Origin of the sequence: Mycobacterium avium subsp. avium (assembly GCF_009741445.1) — a bacterium.
Taxonomy (GTDB): domain Bacteria; phylum Actinomycetota; class Actinomycetes; order Mycobacteriales; family Mycobacteriaceae; genus Mycobacterium; species Mycobacterium avium.
This window is the reverse complement of the sequence record NZ_CP046507.1, coordinates 4,381,484-4,396,872: the sequence shown is the minus strand read 5'-3', so window position 1 is coordinate 4,396,872 and position 15,389 is coordinate 4,381,484. Positions and strand designations below refer to the sequence as shown.

The following is a 15,389-nucleotide window of genomic DNA, read 5'->3' as shown; positions in this document are numbered from 1 at the left end:
GGGCGTGCGATTCGCGGGCGTCGTGCTGGGGTGGCTGATCGCCACGCTGGCCCTGGCGGTGGCGGTGCCGGCGGGATGGGTGCAGCTGCACGTCGTCGACGCCGACGGCTATGCCGCGCTGGCCCGCCGGGCCGCCGCCGACCCGGCGCTGCAATCCGCCATGGCGGCCGAACTCACCACGCGGGCAATGGCTTTGATCGCCGAGCACGGCGGCGGCCGCTACCCGGTGGACGGTACGCAGGTGCACGACGCCGCTGCCGCGTTCACCGCGGGGCCGGCGTTTCCGCCGTTGTTCGCCCAGGCCAACCGCGCCGCGCACGCCTGGCTGTTCGACGGGTCCGGCGCGGGCGGCGACCAGTGGGCGGTCGATGTGGCCCCGATGCTCGACGACCCCTCGATCCGGCCGCTGCTGCGCCGGCACAACGTCGCGGTCCCGGCGAAACTGACTGTGCCGCTTACCGTTTCGGTGCCTCGGCAGGGCCGGCTCAGCGGGCTGACGCGCTGGGGGCCGTGGCTGAGCCTGGGGTCGGCGGCGCTGTGCGGGGTGGGCGCGCTGCTGACGCTGGCCGCCGCCCGGCGCCGCGGCAAGGCGCTCAGCAGCCTGGGCGTCGCGGCGCTGCTGGTCGGCGCGGCCGGATGGGCCGGCCTGGAGGCGGCCGGCCGCTACGTCAACGACGCGCTCAACCACACCACCGGCAACGTCCGCCGCATCGCCGAGGTGATGGTCGCGCACGCCGAATCCGGTGTGCACCAATGGCTCAACGCCACGCTGCTGGCCGGGGCGGCGCTGGCGGGGCTGGGCGTGCTGGTGGCGGTGCTGGGCGGCCTGGCCGGTGCGGCTAGCCGAAGGTGAACGAGAAGACCTGCAGCCCTGGGCTGACGCGCATGTCCAGCTGGTCGCGGTGCGCGGAGTCGTCGGCGACGATCCGGTGCAGGGTGGGCGCCCCGCCGATCGGCGTCGTGGTGGTCGTTCCGTCCCGGGTCACGGTCAGGGTGCCGGTGCCGCCGACGACGGCGTAGACGTCTTTGGCGGTGTAGTTCAGCCGGACCGCGCAGTCGTCGCCGGCCGCGGTGGCGCCCTGGTCGTCCAGCGTCCAGCGCCCGCGCAGCGCGAACCTGTCCTCGCCCAGGGTGGCCGGATAGCTCAGCGTCGCGGTGCCCGACCGGTAATCGCCGGTGCCGCCGTAGTTTCCGGCCTTGCCCACGCCCAGGTAGGTCTCCGGGGTGAGCCTGGACTGCGGTGTGGTGTCGGCGGTGTTCGCCGGGGCGGGTAGCCGCGCGCCGGGATGGGCGGCGGCGAGCAGTTCGCGGATCAGCCGTTCGGTGCCGTCGTAGTCGCCTTCGCCGAACTTGGTGTGCCGCACCTGCCCGGTCGCGTCGATCAGGTACTCGGCCGGCCAGTACAGGTTCTGGTAGTTGTTCCACGTCGCGTAGTCGTTGTCCAGGGCGATCGGATAGCCGATGTGCAGGTCGGCCGCGCCGCTGGCCACGTTGCCCGGGACCCGTTCGAAGGCGTATTCCGGGGTGTGCACCCCGATGACCAGGAATCCGCTGTCGTGATACCGGTCGTACCAATCGATTACGTGCGGGATGGCGCGCTGGCAGTTGATGCACGAGTAGGCCCAGAAGTCGATCAGGATCACCTTGCCGCGCACCGCCGCCGGGTCGAGCGGTTTGCCGTCCGGGGTGTTGAGCCACCCGGTGATCCCGGTGAGCGCGGGCGCCGGCCCGCACCGCTGCAGCTCCGCCAACCCGTCGGAACAGTCGGACAGCGCCCCGCCGCCGGTGACGTCGCCCGGGCTCAGCTGCAGCGCGCCGCCCTGGGTCGGCGGCGGCCCGGGGGGGCTCAGACTGCGCTGAAGGTCGTTGGCGCCCAACCGGTTCTGCATCGCGGTGGTGTAGTCCGGGACGGCGCGCTGCAGCATCGCGGGCAGGTTGAACACCAGCGCGACGGCCAGCACGATCATCGCGATCCCGCCGGCGACCTGTATCGCCCGCTGCCGGCGGCGGAACGCCGCGACCCGCTGGGCGACGCGCCGGCCGGCCAGCGCGAAGGCCAGCAGCGGCAGCGCGTTTCCGGCGGCGAACGTCGCGGTCAACACCAGCGCGCCGGGGCCGATCGAGGAGGTGCCGCCGGCCACCACGATCGCGGCAAGCACCGGTCCGGCGCACGGCACGTACAGCGCGCCCAACGTCAGGCCCAGGCCGAAACCGTCTGCGCCGGGCCGACTTTGGCGCTGCGGCAGGTAGGCGAACGGTCGCTCGATCAGTTGCTGCAGCGGCGGGAAGATCAGTCCCAGCCCGATGGCGGTCAGCACCACCAGGGCGGTCCACCGGATCGCATCCTGGGGCAGGTGCAGCGCCGTCAGCAGCGCCGAGCCGATCAGCGTGGCCACGCTGAAGCTGCACACCAGGCCCGCGATCACCAGGTAGGGCCGCGCCGCGGAGCCCACGCCGCGCCGGTCGCCGTCCATGCCGGACAGCAGTATCACCGGCAGCACCGGCAGGATGCACGGCGAGATCCCGGTGATCAGGCCGCCGAGGAACCCGATCAGGGCGATGGTCTGCACCCGTCCAGCTTGACGCGTCGCGGCGGGGCTCAGTGGCCAACGACAAATCACGCCACGTGCGTTATACAAATCACATAATGTGCGTTACGCTCGGCCGGTGGCGCAACTAACATTCCAGCGCGCCCGCACCGAGGAGAAGAAGCGCCAACGTGCGGAGGCCCTCGTGGAGGCGGCCCGTTCGCTGGCGCTGGAGACGGGCGTCGCGTCGGTCACGCTGACCGCCGTCGCCCGCCGCGCCGGGATCCACTACTCGGCGGTGCGCCGCTACTTCACCTCGCACAAGGAGGTCCTGCTGCACCTGTCCGCCGAGGGCTGGGTGCAGTGGTCGAACACGGTGTCGGACAAGCTCGCCCAGCCCGGCGCCGCGACGCCGTCGCGGATCGCCGAGACGCTGGCCGACGCCCTGGCCGACGATCCGCTGTTCTGCGACCTGCTGGCCAACCTGCACCTGCACCTGGAACACGAGGTGGACGCCGAACGCGTGGTCGAGGTCAAGCGGATCAGCACCGCCGCCACGCTGTCCCTCGCCGACTCCATCCAGCGGGCGCTGCCCGAACTCGGGCGCTCGGGGTCGCTGGACATCCTGCTGGCCGCCTACTCGCTGGCGGCCACGCTGTGGCAGGTGGCCAACCCCCCGGAACGGCTCACCGACGCCTACGCAGAGGAGCCGGAAGTCGTTCCGCCGGAATGGAATCTGGACTTCGCCTCCGCGCTGACCCGGCTGTTGACCGCCACGTGCATCGGCCTCATCCCGCAATCGGCATGATCGCAGAAAGGGGGGCGCGCCCATGACGACGACCGAGCCAAGGACCGAGCCGTTGAACAAGCAGGACTCCGCGGGCCGCGAGGGCGGCGAGACCGCCCGGCAGCGCGCCAGGAAGAAGGGGTTTCTGGGCCGTTTCTGGCTGGTGCTGACGATCGCGGCCGTCGTCGCGCTGTCGGGGTTCGTCGTCTACCGGTTGCACGGCATCTTCGGTGTGCACCCCGGGTCGTTCGGCGGCGGCACCTCGGGGGAGGTGCTCGACGAGTTCAACGCCAAGACCATCACGCTTCAGGTCTGGGGCCCGCCGGGCAGCACGGCAACCATCAACTATCTCGACGAAAACTCCCATCCGCAGCAGGCACTCAACGTGCCCTTGCCCTGGAGCAAAGTATTGAGTTCAACGAAACCCGGCATCCCGGCAAACCTGGTGGCGCAAGGAGACGGCAGCTGGATCGCCTGCCAGTTCGTGGTGAACAAGCACGACGGCAGCGGTGACGTCATCAAGACCCCGAATCGCTCGGATCCCAACCAGACCGTGAACGCGTTCGTCTACTGCCTGGACAAGTCCGCATGAGCGAGCCGGTCGAGGCTGCGCCGCGCGTCGATCAGCCGCTGATCCCGCCGTTCCTGCCGCGGATGATCCATCGGCTGGCCCTGCCGATCGTCCTGGTGTGGTTGGGCATCGTGTTCATCACCAACACGGTGGCCCCGCAGCTGGAGGTGGTCGCCAAAACCCACTCGGTGTCGATGAGCCCGACCGACGCGGCCTCCTTCCAGTCGATGATGAAGGTCGGAGCGACGTTCAAGGAGTTCAACTCCGACAACTCGGCCATGATCCTGCTGGAGGGCGACAAGCCCCTCGGGGCCGAGGCGCACCGCTATTACGACGAGATCGTCAGGCGCGTCGAGCAGGACAAGAAACACGTGCAGCACGTCCAGGATTTCTGGAGCGATCCGCTGACGGCGGCGGGTTCCCAGAGCCACGACCAGAAGGCCGCCTACGTCCAGGTGTACCTCGCCGGCAACATGGGCGGCGGCCTGGCGAACGAGTCTGCCCTGGCGGTGCGCAAGATCGTGGACTCGGTGCCCGCGCCGCCGGGAATCAAGGCGTATGTCACCGGCGCGGGTCCGCTGTTCGCCGACCAGTCCCACGCGGGTGAGAAGGGCGTCGCGGTCGTCACCCTCATCACCTTCGTGGTGATCATCGTGATGCTGCTAGTCGTCTACCGGTCGATCATCACCGTCGCGGTCATGCTGGGCATGGTGTTCATCGAGCTGGCGGCGGCCCGCGGTGTCGTCGCGACGCTCGGCAACTACGGCGTGATGGGGCTGTCGACCTTCGCCAACAACATGCTGGTGCTGATGGCGATCGCCGCCGGGACGGACTACGCGATCTTCGTGGTCGGGCGCTATCACGAGGCGCGTGGGCTGGGCGAGACCCGCGAGCAGGCGTTCTACACCATGTTCCACAGCACCGCGCATGTGGTGCTCGGATCCGGCCTGACCATCGCCGGCGCGATGTACTGCCTGAGCTTCTGCCGACTGCCGTACTTCCAGTCGCTGGGGGTGCCGTGTGCGGTCGGCATGCTGGTCGCGGTGCTGGCGGCGTTGACGCTGGCTCCGGCGATGCTGACGGTCACCTCGTTCTTCAAGCTGATGGATCCGAAGCGCACGCTGCAGACCCGGGGCTGGCGCCGGATGGGCACCGCGGTCGTCCGCTGGCCCGCGCCGGTGCTCGCGGTGACGATCGCGGTCGCACTGGTCGGTCTGCTCGCCCTGCCCGGTTACAAGACGGACTACGACAACCGCCACTTCCTGCCGGCGGACACCCCGGCCAATGTCGGTTATGCCGCCGCGGACCGGCATTTCGACCAGGCTCGGCTCAATCCCGAGCTGTTGATGATCGAGACCGATCACGACCTGCGCAACCCGGCCGACTTCATCGTCCTGGACAAGGTCGCCAAGGCGGTCTTCCACATCCCCGGGATCGGCCGGGTGCAGACCATCACCCGGCCGTTGGGCACGCCGCTCGACCACAGCACGCTGGGTTTTCAGATGGGCGCGCAGGCCGCGGGCCGGCTGCAGACCCAGCACTACCAGGAGGAGCAGGCGAACAATCTGCTCAAGCAGGCAGACGAGCTGCGCAAGACGATGGCGACGCTGCATGAGCAGATGCAGGTCACCCAGGACCTGAGCAACACCACCCATGAAACCACCAGGCTCACCAAGGAAACCGTGCAGATCACCGAGAGGTTGCGCGACGACATCGCCAACTTCGACGACTTCCTCCGGCCGATCCGCAGCTACTTCTATTGGGAGAAGCACTGTTACGACATCCCGGTCTGCTGGGCGCTGCGGTCGGTCTTCAACGCGCTCGACGGCATCGACCAGGTGGCCGAGAACATCGTGAACCTCAGCGCGAACCTGGACAAGCTGGACAGGATTCAGCCGAAGCTGGTGGCGCTGATCCCGCCGCAGATCGAGAGTCAGCAGCGCAACCTCGACACCATCATGTCGAACTACGCGATCACCCAGGGCCTCAACGACCAGGCCAAAGCGCAGGCCGACAACGCCACCGCCCAGGGCGATGCCTTCGACAAGGCGAAGAACGACGACACGTTCTACCTTCCGCCGGAGGCGTTCAAGAGCCCGGACTTCGCGCGGGGCCTGAAGAATTTCATCTCGCCCGACGGACGCGCGGTCCGGCTGATCATCTCCCACGAAGGCGACCCGGCCAGTCCCGAGGGCATCAGGCACATCGAACCGATCAAGCAGGCCGTGCACGAGGCGATCAAGGGCACCCCCTGGGAGGGTGCCAAGGTCTACCTCGGCGGCACCGCCGCGACGTACAAGGACATGCACGACGGCTCCAACATCGACCTGTTGATCGCCGGAATCGCCGCGGCCACACTGATTTTCATCATCATGCTGGTGATCACCCGCAGCGTCGTGGCGGCTTTCGTGATCGTCGGGACGGTGTTGCTGTCGCTGGGCGCCTCGTTCGGCCTCTCGGTGCTGCTGTGGCAGTACATCCTGGGCCTGAAGTTGCACTGGATGGTGCTGGCGATGGCGGTCATCCTGCTGCTGGCGGTCGGCTCGGACTACAACCTGCTGTTGATCTCGCGGTTCAAGGAGGAGATCCACGCCGGGCTCAAGACCGGGACGATCCGTGCGATGGCCGGTTCGGGCTCGGTGGTGACCTCCGCCGGTCTGGTGTTCGCCGCCACCATGGCCACGTTCATGTTCAGCCCGCTGCTGGTGATGGCCCAGGTGGGTACGACGATCGCGCTGGGCCTGCTGTTTGACACCCTGATCGTGCGGTCGTTCATGACGCCGTCACTGGCCACCCTGCTCGGGCGCTGGTTCTGGTGGCCGCAGCACGTGCGTCCACGCCCGGCCAGCACCATGCTGCGGCCCTACGGACCGCGTCGGGCCGTGCGCGAGCTGATCCTCGCCGACGTCGACGAGCACCCGCCGGGCGGCGTGGTCCAGCCCCGCTGAGGGGCTAAGGAATCGGGCTAAGCGATTACGACCAGTTCCACACCGACATGTCGCCGGGCGGGTACTGGTTGCAGATGTCGGTGGCCTTGGCCACCACGCCCTTGTTGTTCCAGAAGATCTTCATGTGGTTGGGCCAGGCCTCCCACAGCGGATCGGCCTGGGGCGCATAGAAGTTCTCGGAGTAGTTCCGGCGGTCCTGCGGCGACAACGCGTAGAACCAGTGCGCCTTGTCGATGGTCGCCTGCTGGACGTTGGGGTGGTTGTTGAAGTCGATCATGTAGCGCTGGTAGTACACCGGGCTGGTGTCCCGCGTGGCCGCCAGGATCTGCTCGGCGTCGCACGTGGTGTTGATCATCCGGCGGGGGATCGGGAAGTCCTCCGTCGAGTCGGCCACCGCGGTCGACGGGAAGATCGCAGCGGTGACACCCAGGGCAACGAACGCGGCGCCTGCACGCAGGCCTCTACTCAGCCGAGACATAGACGTTACGGTAGCACTTTTCGGCCCGGCGCGAACAGTTCCCAGGTCACCGCCAGGGTGATCGCTAGTGCATCTCACTATCCATCGCGATCAGGGACGATGACGTGGCTCGGATCGGGCCGCAGCTCCGGCGGGGCCTGGCTGTAGTCGCCGAACGGGCCGTCGCGGCGCTCGACGGCGGCCCGCACCCCCCGCGTCTCGGCGATCTTGATGAACTCCAGCGCGTCGGGGGTGTTGCGCATCAGCCCGTCGAGGATGCCGCCCAGCGTCTGGGTGGACGCCAGCCCCATGTTCTCGTAGGCCTGGTTGACGATCAGCTTCTGCGCCTGCAGCTGCGACAGCGGGATGCGCGCCAGCTCGGCGGCGACCTCGGCGACCCGCGCCTCCAGCCGCTCGAACGGCACCGCCTCGTTGATCAGCTCGATCTCGGCGGCCTGCACGCCGGTCAGCGGCCGTCCCGTCAGCGCATGCCACTTCGCCTTGGCCAGGCTCAGCCGGTAGAGCCACATCCCGGTCAGATACGCCCCCCACATCCTGCTGTAGGGCGTGCCGATCACAGCGTCCTCGCTGGCGATGACCAGGTCCGCGCACAGCGCGTAGTCGCTGGCCCCGCCCACACACCAGCCGTGCACCTGCGCGATCACCGGTTTGGAGGCTCGCCAGATGGCCATGAATTTCTGGGTCGGGCCGGTCTCGCGGGCGCTGACCATCGCGAAATCCTTGCCCGGGTCCCAGCGGCCGTCGGTCATCATGGCCTCGCCCCAGTGCTGAAAACCGCCGCCGAAGTCGTAGCCGCCGGAGAAGGCCCGGCCCGCTCCGCGTAGCACGATGACCTTGATGGCCGGGTCGCGCTCGGCCCGCCCAACGGCGGCCTCGATCTCGTCGGGCATCGGCGGCACGATGGTGTTGAGCTGCTCCGGGCGGTTCAGCGTGATCGTGGCGACCGGACCGGCCGTGGTGTACAGCAGCGTTTCGAAGTCGGAGGGCATGGCCCCAACTTAGGGATCGGGCTCGCGGTTTTCCGGCGAAGACGCATAGATGCGGCCGTTGATCTTCAGGTACGGGGTGGTGAGGTAGGCCGAGAAGGCCACCACGGCCGCGAAGATCGCCGCCGCCAGGACGCCGTTGGGCCACAGCCGGCCGGTCCCGAACGCGAAGCAGACGATGCCGATCACCGATGTCGCCCAGTAGAAGCGCCGGCCGGCCCGCCGGTCGTTGATGAACCGGTAGCGCGCCTGCGCCGCCGAAACCAGGATGAAGATCAGTCCGGTCGCCAGCAGGGTGAGTTCGATCCGTTGCGCCGACACGTCGACGATCTTAGGGCCGGGCGAGCGTCTGCCACAGGAACGAATAGGTCAGCGCCGACTTGAACGCCACCTGCTCGTTGTCCGCCGCCCCGGCATGACCGCCCTCGATGTTCTCGTAGTAGTACACCCGGTGGCCGGCGGCCTCCAGCGCGGCCGCCATCTTGCGGGCATGCCCCGGGTGCACCCGGTCGTCGCGGGTGGAGGTGGTGATCAGCACCGGCGGGTACCGGCGCGTCGCCGAAATATTCTGGTACGGCGAGTATTCGGAGATGAACGCCCAGTCGTCCGGGTTGTCCGGGTCGCCGTGTTCGGCCACCCAGGAGGCGCCGGCCAGCAGCAGGTGGTAGCGCTTCATGTCCAGCAGCGGCACGCTGCACACCAGCGCGCCGAACTTCTCCGGATACTTGGTCAACATGATGCCCATCAGCAGTCCGCCGTTGCTGCCGCCCTGGGCCCCGAGTTGGGCGACCGTCGTGATGCCGCGGTCCACCAAATCGGTTGCCACAGCGGCGAAGTCCTCGTGCACCTTGTGCCGGCCCTCGCGGATCGCCTGGGTGTGCCAGCCGGGGCCGTACTCGCCGCCGCCGCGGATGTTGGCCAGCACGTAGGTGCCGCCGCGGGCCAGCCACAGCCGGCCCAGCACCCCGCTGTAGCCGGGGGTGTTCGAGGACTCGAAGCCGCCGTAGCCGTAGAGCAGGGTGGGCCCGGGCCGGTCGGCCGCCGGGCCGGTCGGCCGCACCACGAAGTAGGGGATCGGTGTGCCGTCGGTGGAGTCGACGAAATACTGTGCCACGCTGATGTTTTCGGCATCGAAGAAGGCCGGGGCAGTCTTGAGCTGCTCGAGTCGCCCGTCGTCGGTGCCCCGCATCAGCCGCGACGGTGAGTCGAATCCGCTGGAGTCCAGGAAGAATTCGTCGCCGGTGTCGTCCGCGGAGACGACGACGGTGTTGGTCGCGGCCGGGATCCCGGCCAGCTGCTCGCGCCGCCAGTCACCGGGCCTGACGATCTCGACGCGGCTGGCCACGTCGACCAGGGTCACCATCAGCAGCCGGTCTTCGGTCCACGCGTAGTGGTTGAGCGCGGTGTGCTCGTCGGGTTCGAAGACGACGCGGAAATCCCGTGCGCCGGAAAGGAATTCCTCGTAGTCGGCGGCCAGCAGCGAGCCCGCGGCGTAGGTGCGGGTGCCCAGCGTCCAGTCGCTGCGCAACTCGACCAGCAGCCACTGGCGGTGCAGGCTCACACTGGCGTCGGTCGGGGTGTCGATGCGGACGAGCTGGCCGCCCCGCAGCTCGTAGACCTCTTCGTTCCAGAAGTCCAGCGCCCGGCCGATCAGGGTGCGCTCGAAGCCGGGGATGCGGCTGACGCTGGCCACCACGTTCACGTCGGAGCGGGCGCCCTCGAACACCGTCTGCGCCTCGTCCAGCGGCGTGCCCCGGCGCCACCGCTTGACCACCCGCGGATAGCCGGACTTGGTGAGGGTGCCGGGGCCGAAGTCCGTGCCGACCAGCACGGTGTCGGGGTCCTCCCAGCTGAGCTGCGACTTGGCCTCGGCGAGCGCGAACCCGTCATCGACGAATTGCTTTGTCTGCATGTCGAATTCACGCACGATGCAGGCGTCCGAGCCGCCGCGGGACAAGCTGATCAGCGCGCGGGTGTATTCGGGGTGGATGACGGCGGCGCCGGCCCACACCCATTTCTCGCCGTCGGCGCGGCCCAGCTCGTCGACGTCGATCAGCACCTCCCACTCGGGCGCGTCGGTGCGGTAACTGTCCAGCGTGGTGCGCCGCCACAGCCCGCGCGGGTTGTCAGCGTCGCGCCAGAAGTTGTAGAGGTGCTCGCCGCGGCGGACCACGTACGGGATGCGGGCGTCGGTGTCGAGCACCTCGAGCGCCTCGACGCGCATCCGCTCGAACTCGGCGTCGCGGAAGCGGGCCAGCGTCGGCTCGTTGCGGGCGCGCACCCAATCCAGCGCCTGCTCGCCGGTGATGTCCTCGAGCCACAGGTAGGGGTCGTGCTCGGCGGCGGCATCGGTGCGGGCGTGCGACGTCATGCCAGCCATTGTGGTCGCGGCGGTAGTGTGAGGTGTATTACACAGGTGAACGAGGAGTGAGAGCAGATGACTGTCTTCGCACGTCCGGGTTCGGCCGGGGCGTTGATGTCGTACGAATCCCGCTACGACAACTTCATCGGGGGGCAGTGGGTTGCACCGGCGCGCGGGCGCTACTTCGAGAACCCGACACCGGTCACCGGCCAGACGTTCTGCGAGGTGGCCCGCTCGGATGAGGCCGACGTCGACAAGGCGCTCGACGCCGCCCACGCCGCGGCGCCGGCGTGGGGCAAGACCGCGCCGCCGGAGCGGGCCGCGATCCTGAACAAGATCGCCGACCGCATCGAGGAGAACCTGGAATCCCTCGCGGTGGCCGAGGTGTGGGACAACGGCAAGCCGATCCGCGAGGCGCTGGCCGCCGACATCCCGTTGGCGGCCGACCATTTCCGGTACTTCGCCGGGGCGCTGCGCGCGCAGGAGGGCTCGCTGAGCCAGATCGACGACGACACCGTGGCCTACCACTTCCACGAGCCGCTCGGCGTGGTCGGGCAGATCATCCCGTGGAACTTCCCGATCCTGATGGGTGCCTGGAAATTGGCGCCCGCGCTGGCGGCCGGCAACGCCGTCGTGCTCAAACCCGCGGAGCAGACCCCGGTTTCGGTGCTCTACCTGATGTCGCTGATCGGCGACCTGCTGCCGCCCGGAGTCGTCAACGTGGTCAACGGATTCGGCGCCGAGGCCGGCAAGCCGCTGGCGTCGAGCAACCGAATCGCCAAGATCGCCTTCACCGGCGAGACCACCACCGGGCGGCTGATCATGCAGTACGCCAGCCAGAACCTGATCCCGGTCACCCTGGAGCTCGGCGGCAAGAGCCCCAACATCTTCTTCTCCGACGTGATGGCCAAGGCCGACGACTACCAGGACAAGGCGCTCGAGGGCTTCACCATGTTCGCCCTCAACCAGGGCGAGGTGTGCACCTGCCCGTCGCGCAGCCTGATCCAGGCCGACATCTACGACGAGTTCCTGGAGCTGGCCGCGATCCGCACCAAGGCGGTCCGCCAGGGCGACCCGCTGGATTCCGAGACCATGCTGGGCTCGCAGGCGTCCAACGATCAGCTGGAAAAGGTGTTGTCCTACATCGCAATCGGCAAGGACGAAGGCGCCACGATCATCACCGGCGGGGAACGCGCCGAACTGGGCGGCGACCTGTCCGGCGGCTTCTACATGCAGCCCACCATCTTCGCCGGCAACAACAAGATGCGCATCTTCCAGGAGGAGATCTTCGGGCCGGTGGTGGCGGTGACGTCGTTCACCGATTACGACGACGCCATCTCCATCGCCAACGACACCCTGTACGGGCTGGGCGCGGGCGTGTGGTCCCGAGACGGCAACACCGCCTATCGCGCCGGCCGCGACATCCAGGCCGGCCGGGTGTGGGTGAACTGCTATCACGCCTATCCGGCGCACGCGGCGTTCGGCGGCTACAAGCAGTCCGGCATCGGCCGGGAGAACCACAAGATGATGCTCGACCACTACCAGCAGACCAAGAACATGCTGGTGTCCTACAGCAACAAGGCGCAGGGCTTCTTTTAGATGGAGCCGCGGCCCCCGTCCGGAGTCGTCATCACCGCCGCGGCCGCCGAGGTGCTGGCCCGGCTGCAGCGGCAGCACGGCCCGGTGATGTTCCACCAGTCCGGCGGCTGCTGCGACGGGTCGTCGCCGATGTGCTATCCGGTGGGCGACTTCCTGGTCGGCGATCGCGACGTGCTGCTCGGTGTGCTCGACGTCGGCGCTGATGGGGTGCCGGTATGGATCTCGGGCCCGCAGTACGCGGCGCACTACCGCGACAAGCACACCCAGCTGGTCATCGACGTGGTGCCGGGCCGCGGCGGCGGGTTCAGCCTGGAGGCCCCCGACGGCGTCCGGTTCCTGTCCCGCGGCAGGGTTTTCAGCGCGGCCGAACAGGCGGCCGTGGCCGCCGCGCCGATCATCACCGGCGCGGACTACCAGCACGGTGAACGGCCCGCGGCGCGCGGCGCGGTGGTGGCCGACGCGGCCTGCAGGACCTGCCCTTGACGCCGGTCACCGCAGTACAGTCGAGACGGTGATTCCTCTTCCGCGTCCCTGGGTGCTGGCCGGCGCCATGCTGATCGGAAGCGCGGTCGGGCTGTTGGCCGGCGTGGCGTTCACCGTCGCCGTGCACGCCCGCGTTCGCCCGGACCTGGCGGTCGCGGCGGTGGTCGGCATCCCCAGCGTGATCGGCCTGGCCCTGATCCTGTTCTCCGGGCGGCGCTGGGTCACCACCCTGGGTGCGTTCGTGCTGGCGGTGGCGCCCGGCTGGTTCGGGGTGCTCGTCGCATTGCGGGTGACCGCCGGTGGCTGACGACAAGGACGCCTCGAGCCCGGGCACGGAGGCGTTCGTGCCCGACTTCTCCGATGACGACGACGCCGCCGACACCGGCACCCAGTCGTGGGCGCCGGACTTCGACGATGACGCCGAGGACGACGACACCGAGGCGGCCGAGCCCGCGGCCGAGCGGGGGCCGGAGCCGGAGCCCGAACCGGAGCCGGCCGGGTTCGCCGGCCCGGTGCCGCCGGTCGCCGTGCCCGGCCGCTACTTCTACGTCAAGTGGTGGAAGTTGGTCCTGGTGCTGCTCGCGGTGTGGGCCGCGTCGGCGGTGGTCGGGCTGGGCCTGTTCTCCTGGTGGTACCACTCGATCGACAAAACCCCGGCGCTGTTCGCGGTGCTGGTGTTCGTGGTGGTGTGCGTCGTCGGCGGCGTCATGCTGGCGATGGTCGAGGCCAGGCCGCTGATTTCGGCGCTTGCGGTGGCAGTGCTGTCCGGGCCGTTCGCCGCGCTGGCGGCCGCGGCGCCGCTGTACGGCTATTACTACTGCGCGCGGGTGGGGCACTGTCTGGTGGGCGTCGTTCCGTACTGACGTGATTCGAGGCCACCGCTCGGCGCGTTGGGAGCGGCGCGACTCACGGCGTTGTCCGCTGCCAGCCGGCGCCCACTAGGGTGGGCACGTGACTTCTCACTATGACGTCGTCGTCCTCGGGGCCGGTCCCGGCGGATATGTGGCAGCCATCCGCGCCGCGCAGCTGGGGCTGAGCACCGCCATCGTCGAACCGAAATACTGGGGCGGCGTCTGCCTCAACGTCGGCTGCATTCCGTCCAAGGCGCTGCTGCGCAACGCCGAACTCGCCCACATCTTCACCAAAGAGGCCAAGACGTTCGGCATCAACGGCGAGGCGACCTTCGACTACGGCGCCGCCTTCGACCGCAGCCGCAAGGTGGCCGAGGGCCGCGTCGCCGGCGTGCACTTCCTGATGAAGAAGAACAAGATCACCGAGATCCACGGCTACGGCCGGTTCACCGACCCGCACACGCTGGCGGTCGAGCTCAACGACGGCGGGACCGAGACGGTCACGTTCGACAACGCGATCATCGCCACCGGCAGCAGCACCCGGCTGGTTCCGGGCACGTCGCTGTCGGCCAACGTGGTCACCTACGAGGAACAGATTCTGTCCCGGGAGTTGCCCGAGTCGATCATCATCGCCGGCGCCGGCGCCATCGGCATGGAGTTCGGCTACGTGCTGCACAACTACGGCGTCGAGGTGACCATCGTCGAGTTCCTGCCGCGCGCGCTGCCCAACGAGGACGCCGACGTGTCCAAGGAGATCGAGAAGCAGTTCAAGAAGCTGGGCGTCAAGATCCTCACCGGCACCAAGGTCGAATCCATCTCCGATGACGGCTCGCAAGTGACGGTGGTGGTCAGCAAGGACGGCAACAGCCAGGAACTCAAGGCCGCAAAGGTGTTGCAGGCCATCGGTTTTGCGCCCAACGTCGAGGGCTACGGCCTGGAGGCGGCCGGGGTCGCGCTGACCGACCGCAAGGCCATCGGCATCACCGACTACATGCGCACCAACATCGAGCACATCTACGCCATCGGCGACGTCACCGGCAAGCTGCAGCTGGCCCACGTCGCAGAGGCCCAAGGCGTGGTGGCCGCCGAAACCATCGCCGGCGCAGAGACTTTGGCGCTCGGCGACTACCGGATGATGCCGCGCGCCACCTTCTGCCAGCCCAACGTCGCCAGCTTCGGGCTCACCGAACAGCAGGCCCGCGACGAGGGGCACGACGTGGTGGTGGCCAAGTTCCCGTTCACCGCGAACGGCAAGGCGCACGGCGTGGGCGACCCCAGCGGGTTCGTCAAGCTGATCGCCGACGCGAAATACGGTGAGCTGCTGGGCGGGCACCTGGTCGGCCACGACGTCTCCGAGCTGCTGCCGGAGCTCACCCTGGCGCAGAAGTGGGACCTGACGGCCACCGAGCTGGCCCGCAACGTGCACACCCACCCGACCATGTCCGAGGCGCTGCAGGAATGCTTCCACGGCCTGACCGGGCACATGATCAACTTCTGAGCCCTCGACGATGCTGCGCACCCTGACGCCCCAGACCATCGCGGCCGCCCTCGGTGGCCTGGCGACCGGTTATGTCCTTTGGCTGCTTGCCATTTCGAACGGGGACAACGCCACGGTGGGCCAGTGGGGGCCGCTCGTGTTGGTGGCGTCGGTGGTGCTGGGCGGCGCCGCGGCGGTGTGGGGCGCCTGGCAGCGCCGGCGCGGCAGCCGGCCGCGGGCCGCCTTCGCCTTCGCGCTGCCGGTGCTTCCCGTGCTGCTGACGCTGGCCATCCTGGCCGACGTCTACCTATGACACCTG

General features: G+C 68.8%; 15 protein-coding genes. 10 read left to right on the top strand and 5 right to left on the bottom strand.

Features of this window, described 5'->3' with window-relative positions; translation table 11 throughout:
* Nucleotides 1–4 precede the first annotated feature (4 nt).
* Nucleotides 5–853 (top strand): hypothetical protein, encoded by an 849-nt coding sequence (locus tag MAA44156_RS20595; protein ID WP_011726197.1) that lies wholly within the window; start codon nucleotides 5–7, stop codon nucleotides 851–853.
* Here the strand turns inward: MAA44156_RS20595 and MAA44156_RS20590 are convergent.
* A complete protein-coding gene (locus MAA44156_RS20590) occupies nucleotides 840–2,570 on the bottom strand; it encodes a cytochrome c biogenesis protein DipZ (RefSeq protein WP_009979345.1) in 1,731 nt (576 codons plus the stop codon). The two genes, MAA44156_RS20595 and MAA44156_RS20590, sit on opposite strands and share 14 nt — an antisense overlap.
* Before the next feature lie 79 nt (nucleotides 2,571–2,649).
* On the opposite strand from MAA44156_RS20590, the gene MAA44156_RS20585 reads away from it, so the two are divergent.
* The 3 genes from MAA44156_RS20585 to MAA44156_RS20575 are packed head-to-tail and all read left to right on the top strand — an operon-like array spanning nucleotide 2,650 to nucleotide 6,834.
* Entirely contained in the window at nucleotides 2,650–3,336 is a 687-nt protein-coding gene (locus tag MAA44156_RS20585) for a TetR/AcrR family transcriptional regulator (protein ID WP_023880582.1), read from the top strand.
* 22 nt (nucleotides 3,337–3,358) lie between these two features.
* Entirely contained in the window at nucleotides 3,359–3,907 is a 549-nt protein-coding gene (locus tag MAA44156_RS20580) for an MmpS family transport accessory protein (protein WP_003873763.1), read from the top strand.
* On the top strand, nucleotides 3,904–6,834 hold the full coding sequence (locus tag MAA44156_RS20575; RefSeq protein WP_009979342.1) for an MMPL/RND family transporter: 2,931 nt from the start codon (nucleotides 3,904–3,906) through the stop codon (nucleotides 6,832–6,834). The genes MAA44156_RS20580 and MAA44156_RS20575 overlap by 4 nt, the downstream gene beginning before the upstream one ends.
* 25 nt (nucleotides 6,835–6,859) lie before the next feature.
* On the opposite strand, the gene MAA44156_RS20570 is transcribed toward MAA44156_RS20575, so the two are convergent.
* The 4 genes from MAA44156_RS20570 to MAA44156_RS20555 form a co-directional block, all read right to left on the bottom strand.
* Nucleotides 6,860–7,312 (bottom strand): DUF5078 domain-containing protein, encoded by a 453-nt coding sequence (locus tag MAA44156_RS20570; protein ID WP_003873761.1) that lies wholly within the window; start codon nucleotides 7,310–7,312, stop codon nucleotides 6,860–6,862.
* Nucleotides 7,313–7,389: 77 nt separating this feature from the next.
* Nucleotides 7,390–8,301, bottom strand: coding sequence for a crotonase/enoyl-CoA hydratase family protein (locus MAA44156_RS20565; RefSeq protein WP_003873760.1), 912 nt, complete (start codon nucleotides 8,299–8,301; stop codon nucleotides 7,390–7,392).
* 9 nt (nucleotides 8,302–8,310) lie between these two features.
* Nucleotides 8,311–8,619, bottom strand: coding sequence for a hypothetical protein (locus tag MAA44156_RS20560; protein WP_003873759.1), 309 nt, complete (start codon nucleotides 8,617–8,619; stop codon nucleotides 8,311–8,313).
* A 10-nt stretch (nucleotides 8,620–8,629) separates the two neighbouring features.
* The gene (locus MAA44156_RS20555) at nucleotides 8,630–10,669 is read right to left on the bottom strand and encodes a prolyl oligopeptidase family serine peptidase (RefSeq protein WP_009979338.1); all 2,040 of its coding nucleotides are present in this window, start codon (nucleotides 10,667–10,669) and stop codon (nucleotides 8,630–8,632) included.
* 66 nt (nucleotides 10,670–10,735) lie between these two features.
* On the opposite strand from MAA44156_RS20555, the gene adh reads away from it, so the two are divergent.
* The 6 genes from adh to MAA44156_RS20525 all read left to right on the top strand — a co-directional run bounded on the left by adh (nucleotide 10,736) and on the right by MAA44156_RS20525 (nucleotide 15,383).
* On the top strand, nucleotides 10,736–12,259 hold the full coding sequence (gene adh, locus MAA44156_RS20550) for an aldehyde dehydrogenase (protein ID WP_009979336.1): 1,524 nt from the start codon (nucleotides 10,736–10,738) through the stop codon (nucleotides 12,257–12,259).
* Nucleotides 12,260–12,742, top strand: a complete 483-nt coding sequence (locus tag MAA44156_RS20545; protein ID WP_009979335.1) for a DUF779 domain-containing protein — start codon at nucleotides 12,260–12,262, stop codon at nucleotides 12,740–12,742.
* A 28-nt stretch (nucleotides 12,743–12,770) separates the two neighbouring features.
* Nucleotides 12,771–13,049, top strand: a complete 279-nt coding sequence (locus MAA44156_RS20540; protein ID WP_019731987.1) for a putative holin — start codon at nucleotides 12,771–12,773, stop codon at nucleotides 13,047–13,049.
* On the top strand, nucleotides 13,042–13,605 hold the full coding sequence (locus MAA44156_RS20535) for a hypothetical protein (RefSeq protein WP_009979332.1): 564 nt from the start codon (nucleotides 13,042–13,044) through the stop codon (nucleotides 13,603–13,605). Before MAA44156_RS20540 ends, MAA44156_RS20535 begins: the two co-directional genes overlap by 8 nt.
* A gap of 88 nt (nucleotides 13,606–13,693) precedes the next feature.
* A complete protein-coding gene (gene lpdA, locus MAA44156_RS20530) occupies nucleotides 13,694–15,091 on the top strand; it encodes a dihydrolipoyl dehydrogenase (protein ID WP_003873752.1) in 1,398 nt (465 codons plus the stop codon).
* A gap of 10 nt (nucleotides 15,092–15,101) precedes the next feature.
* Nucleotides 15,102–15,383, top strand: coding sequence for a hypothetical protein (locus MAA44156_RS20525; RefSeq protein ID WP_003873751.1), 282 nt, complete (start codon nucleotides 15,102–15,104; stop codon nucleotides 15,381–15,383).
* The last annotated feature ends 6 nt before the right edge of the window (nucleotides 15,384–15,389 follow it).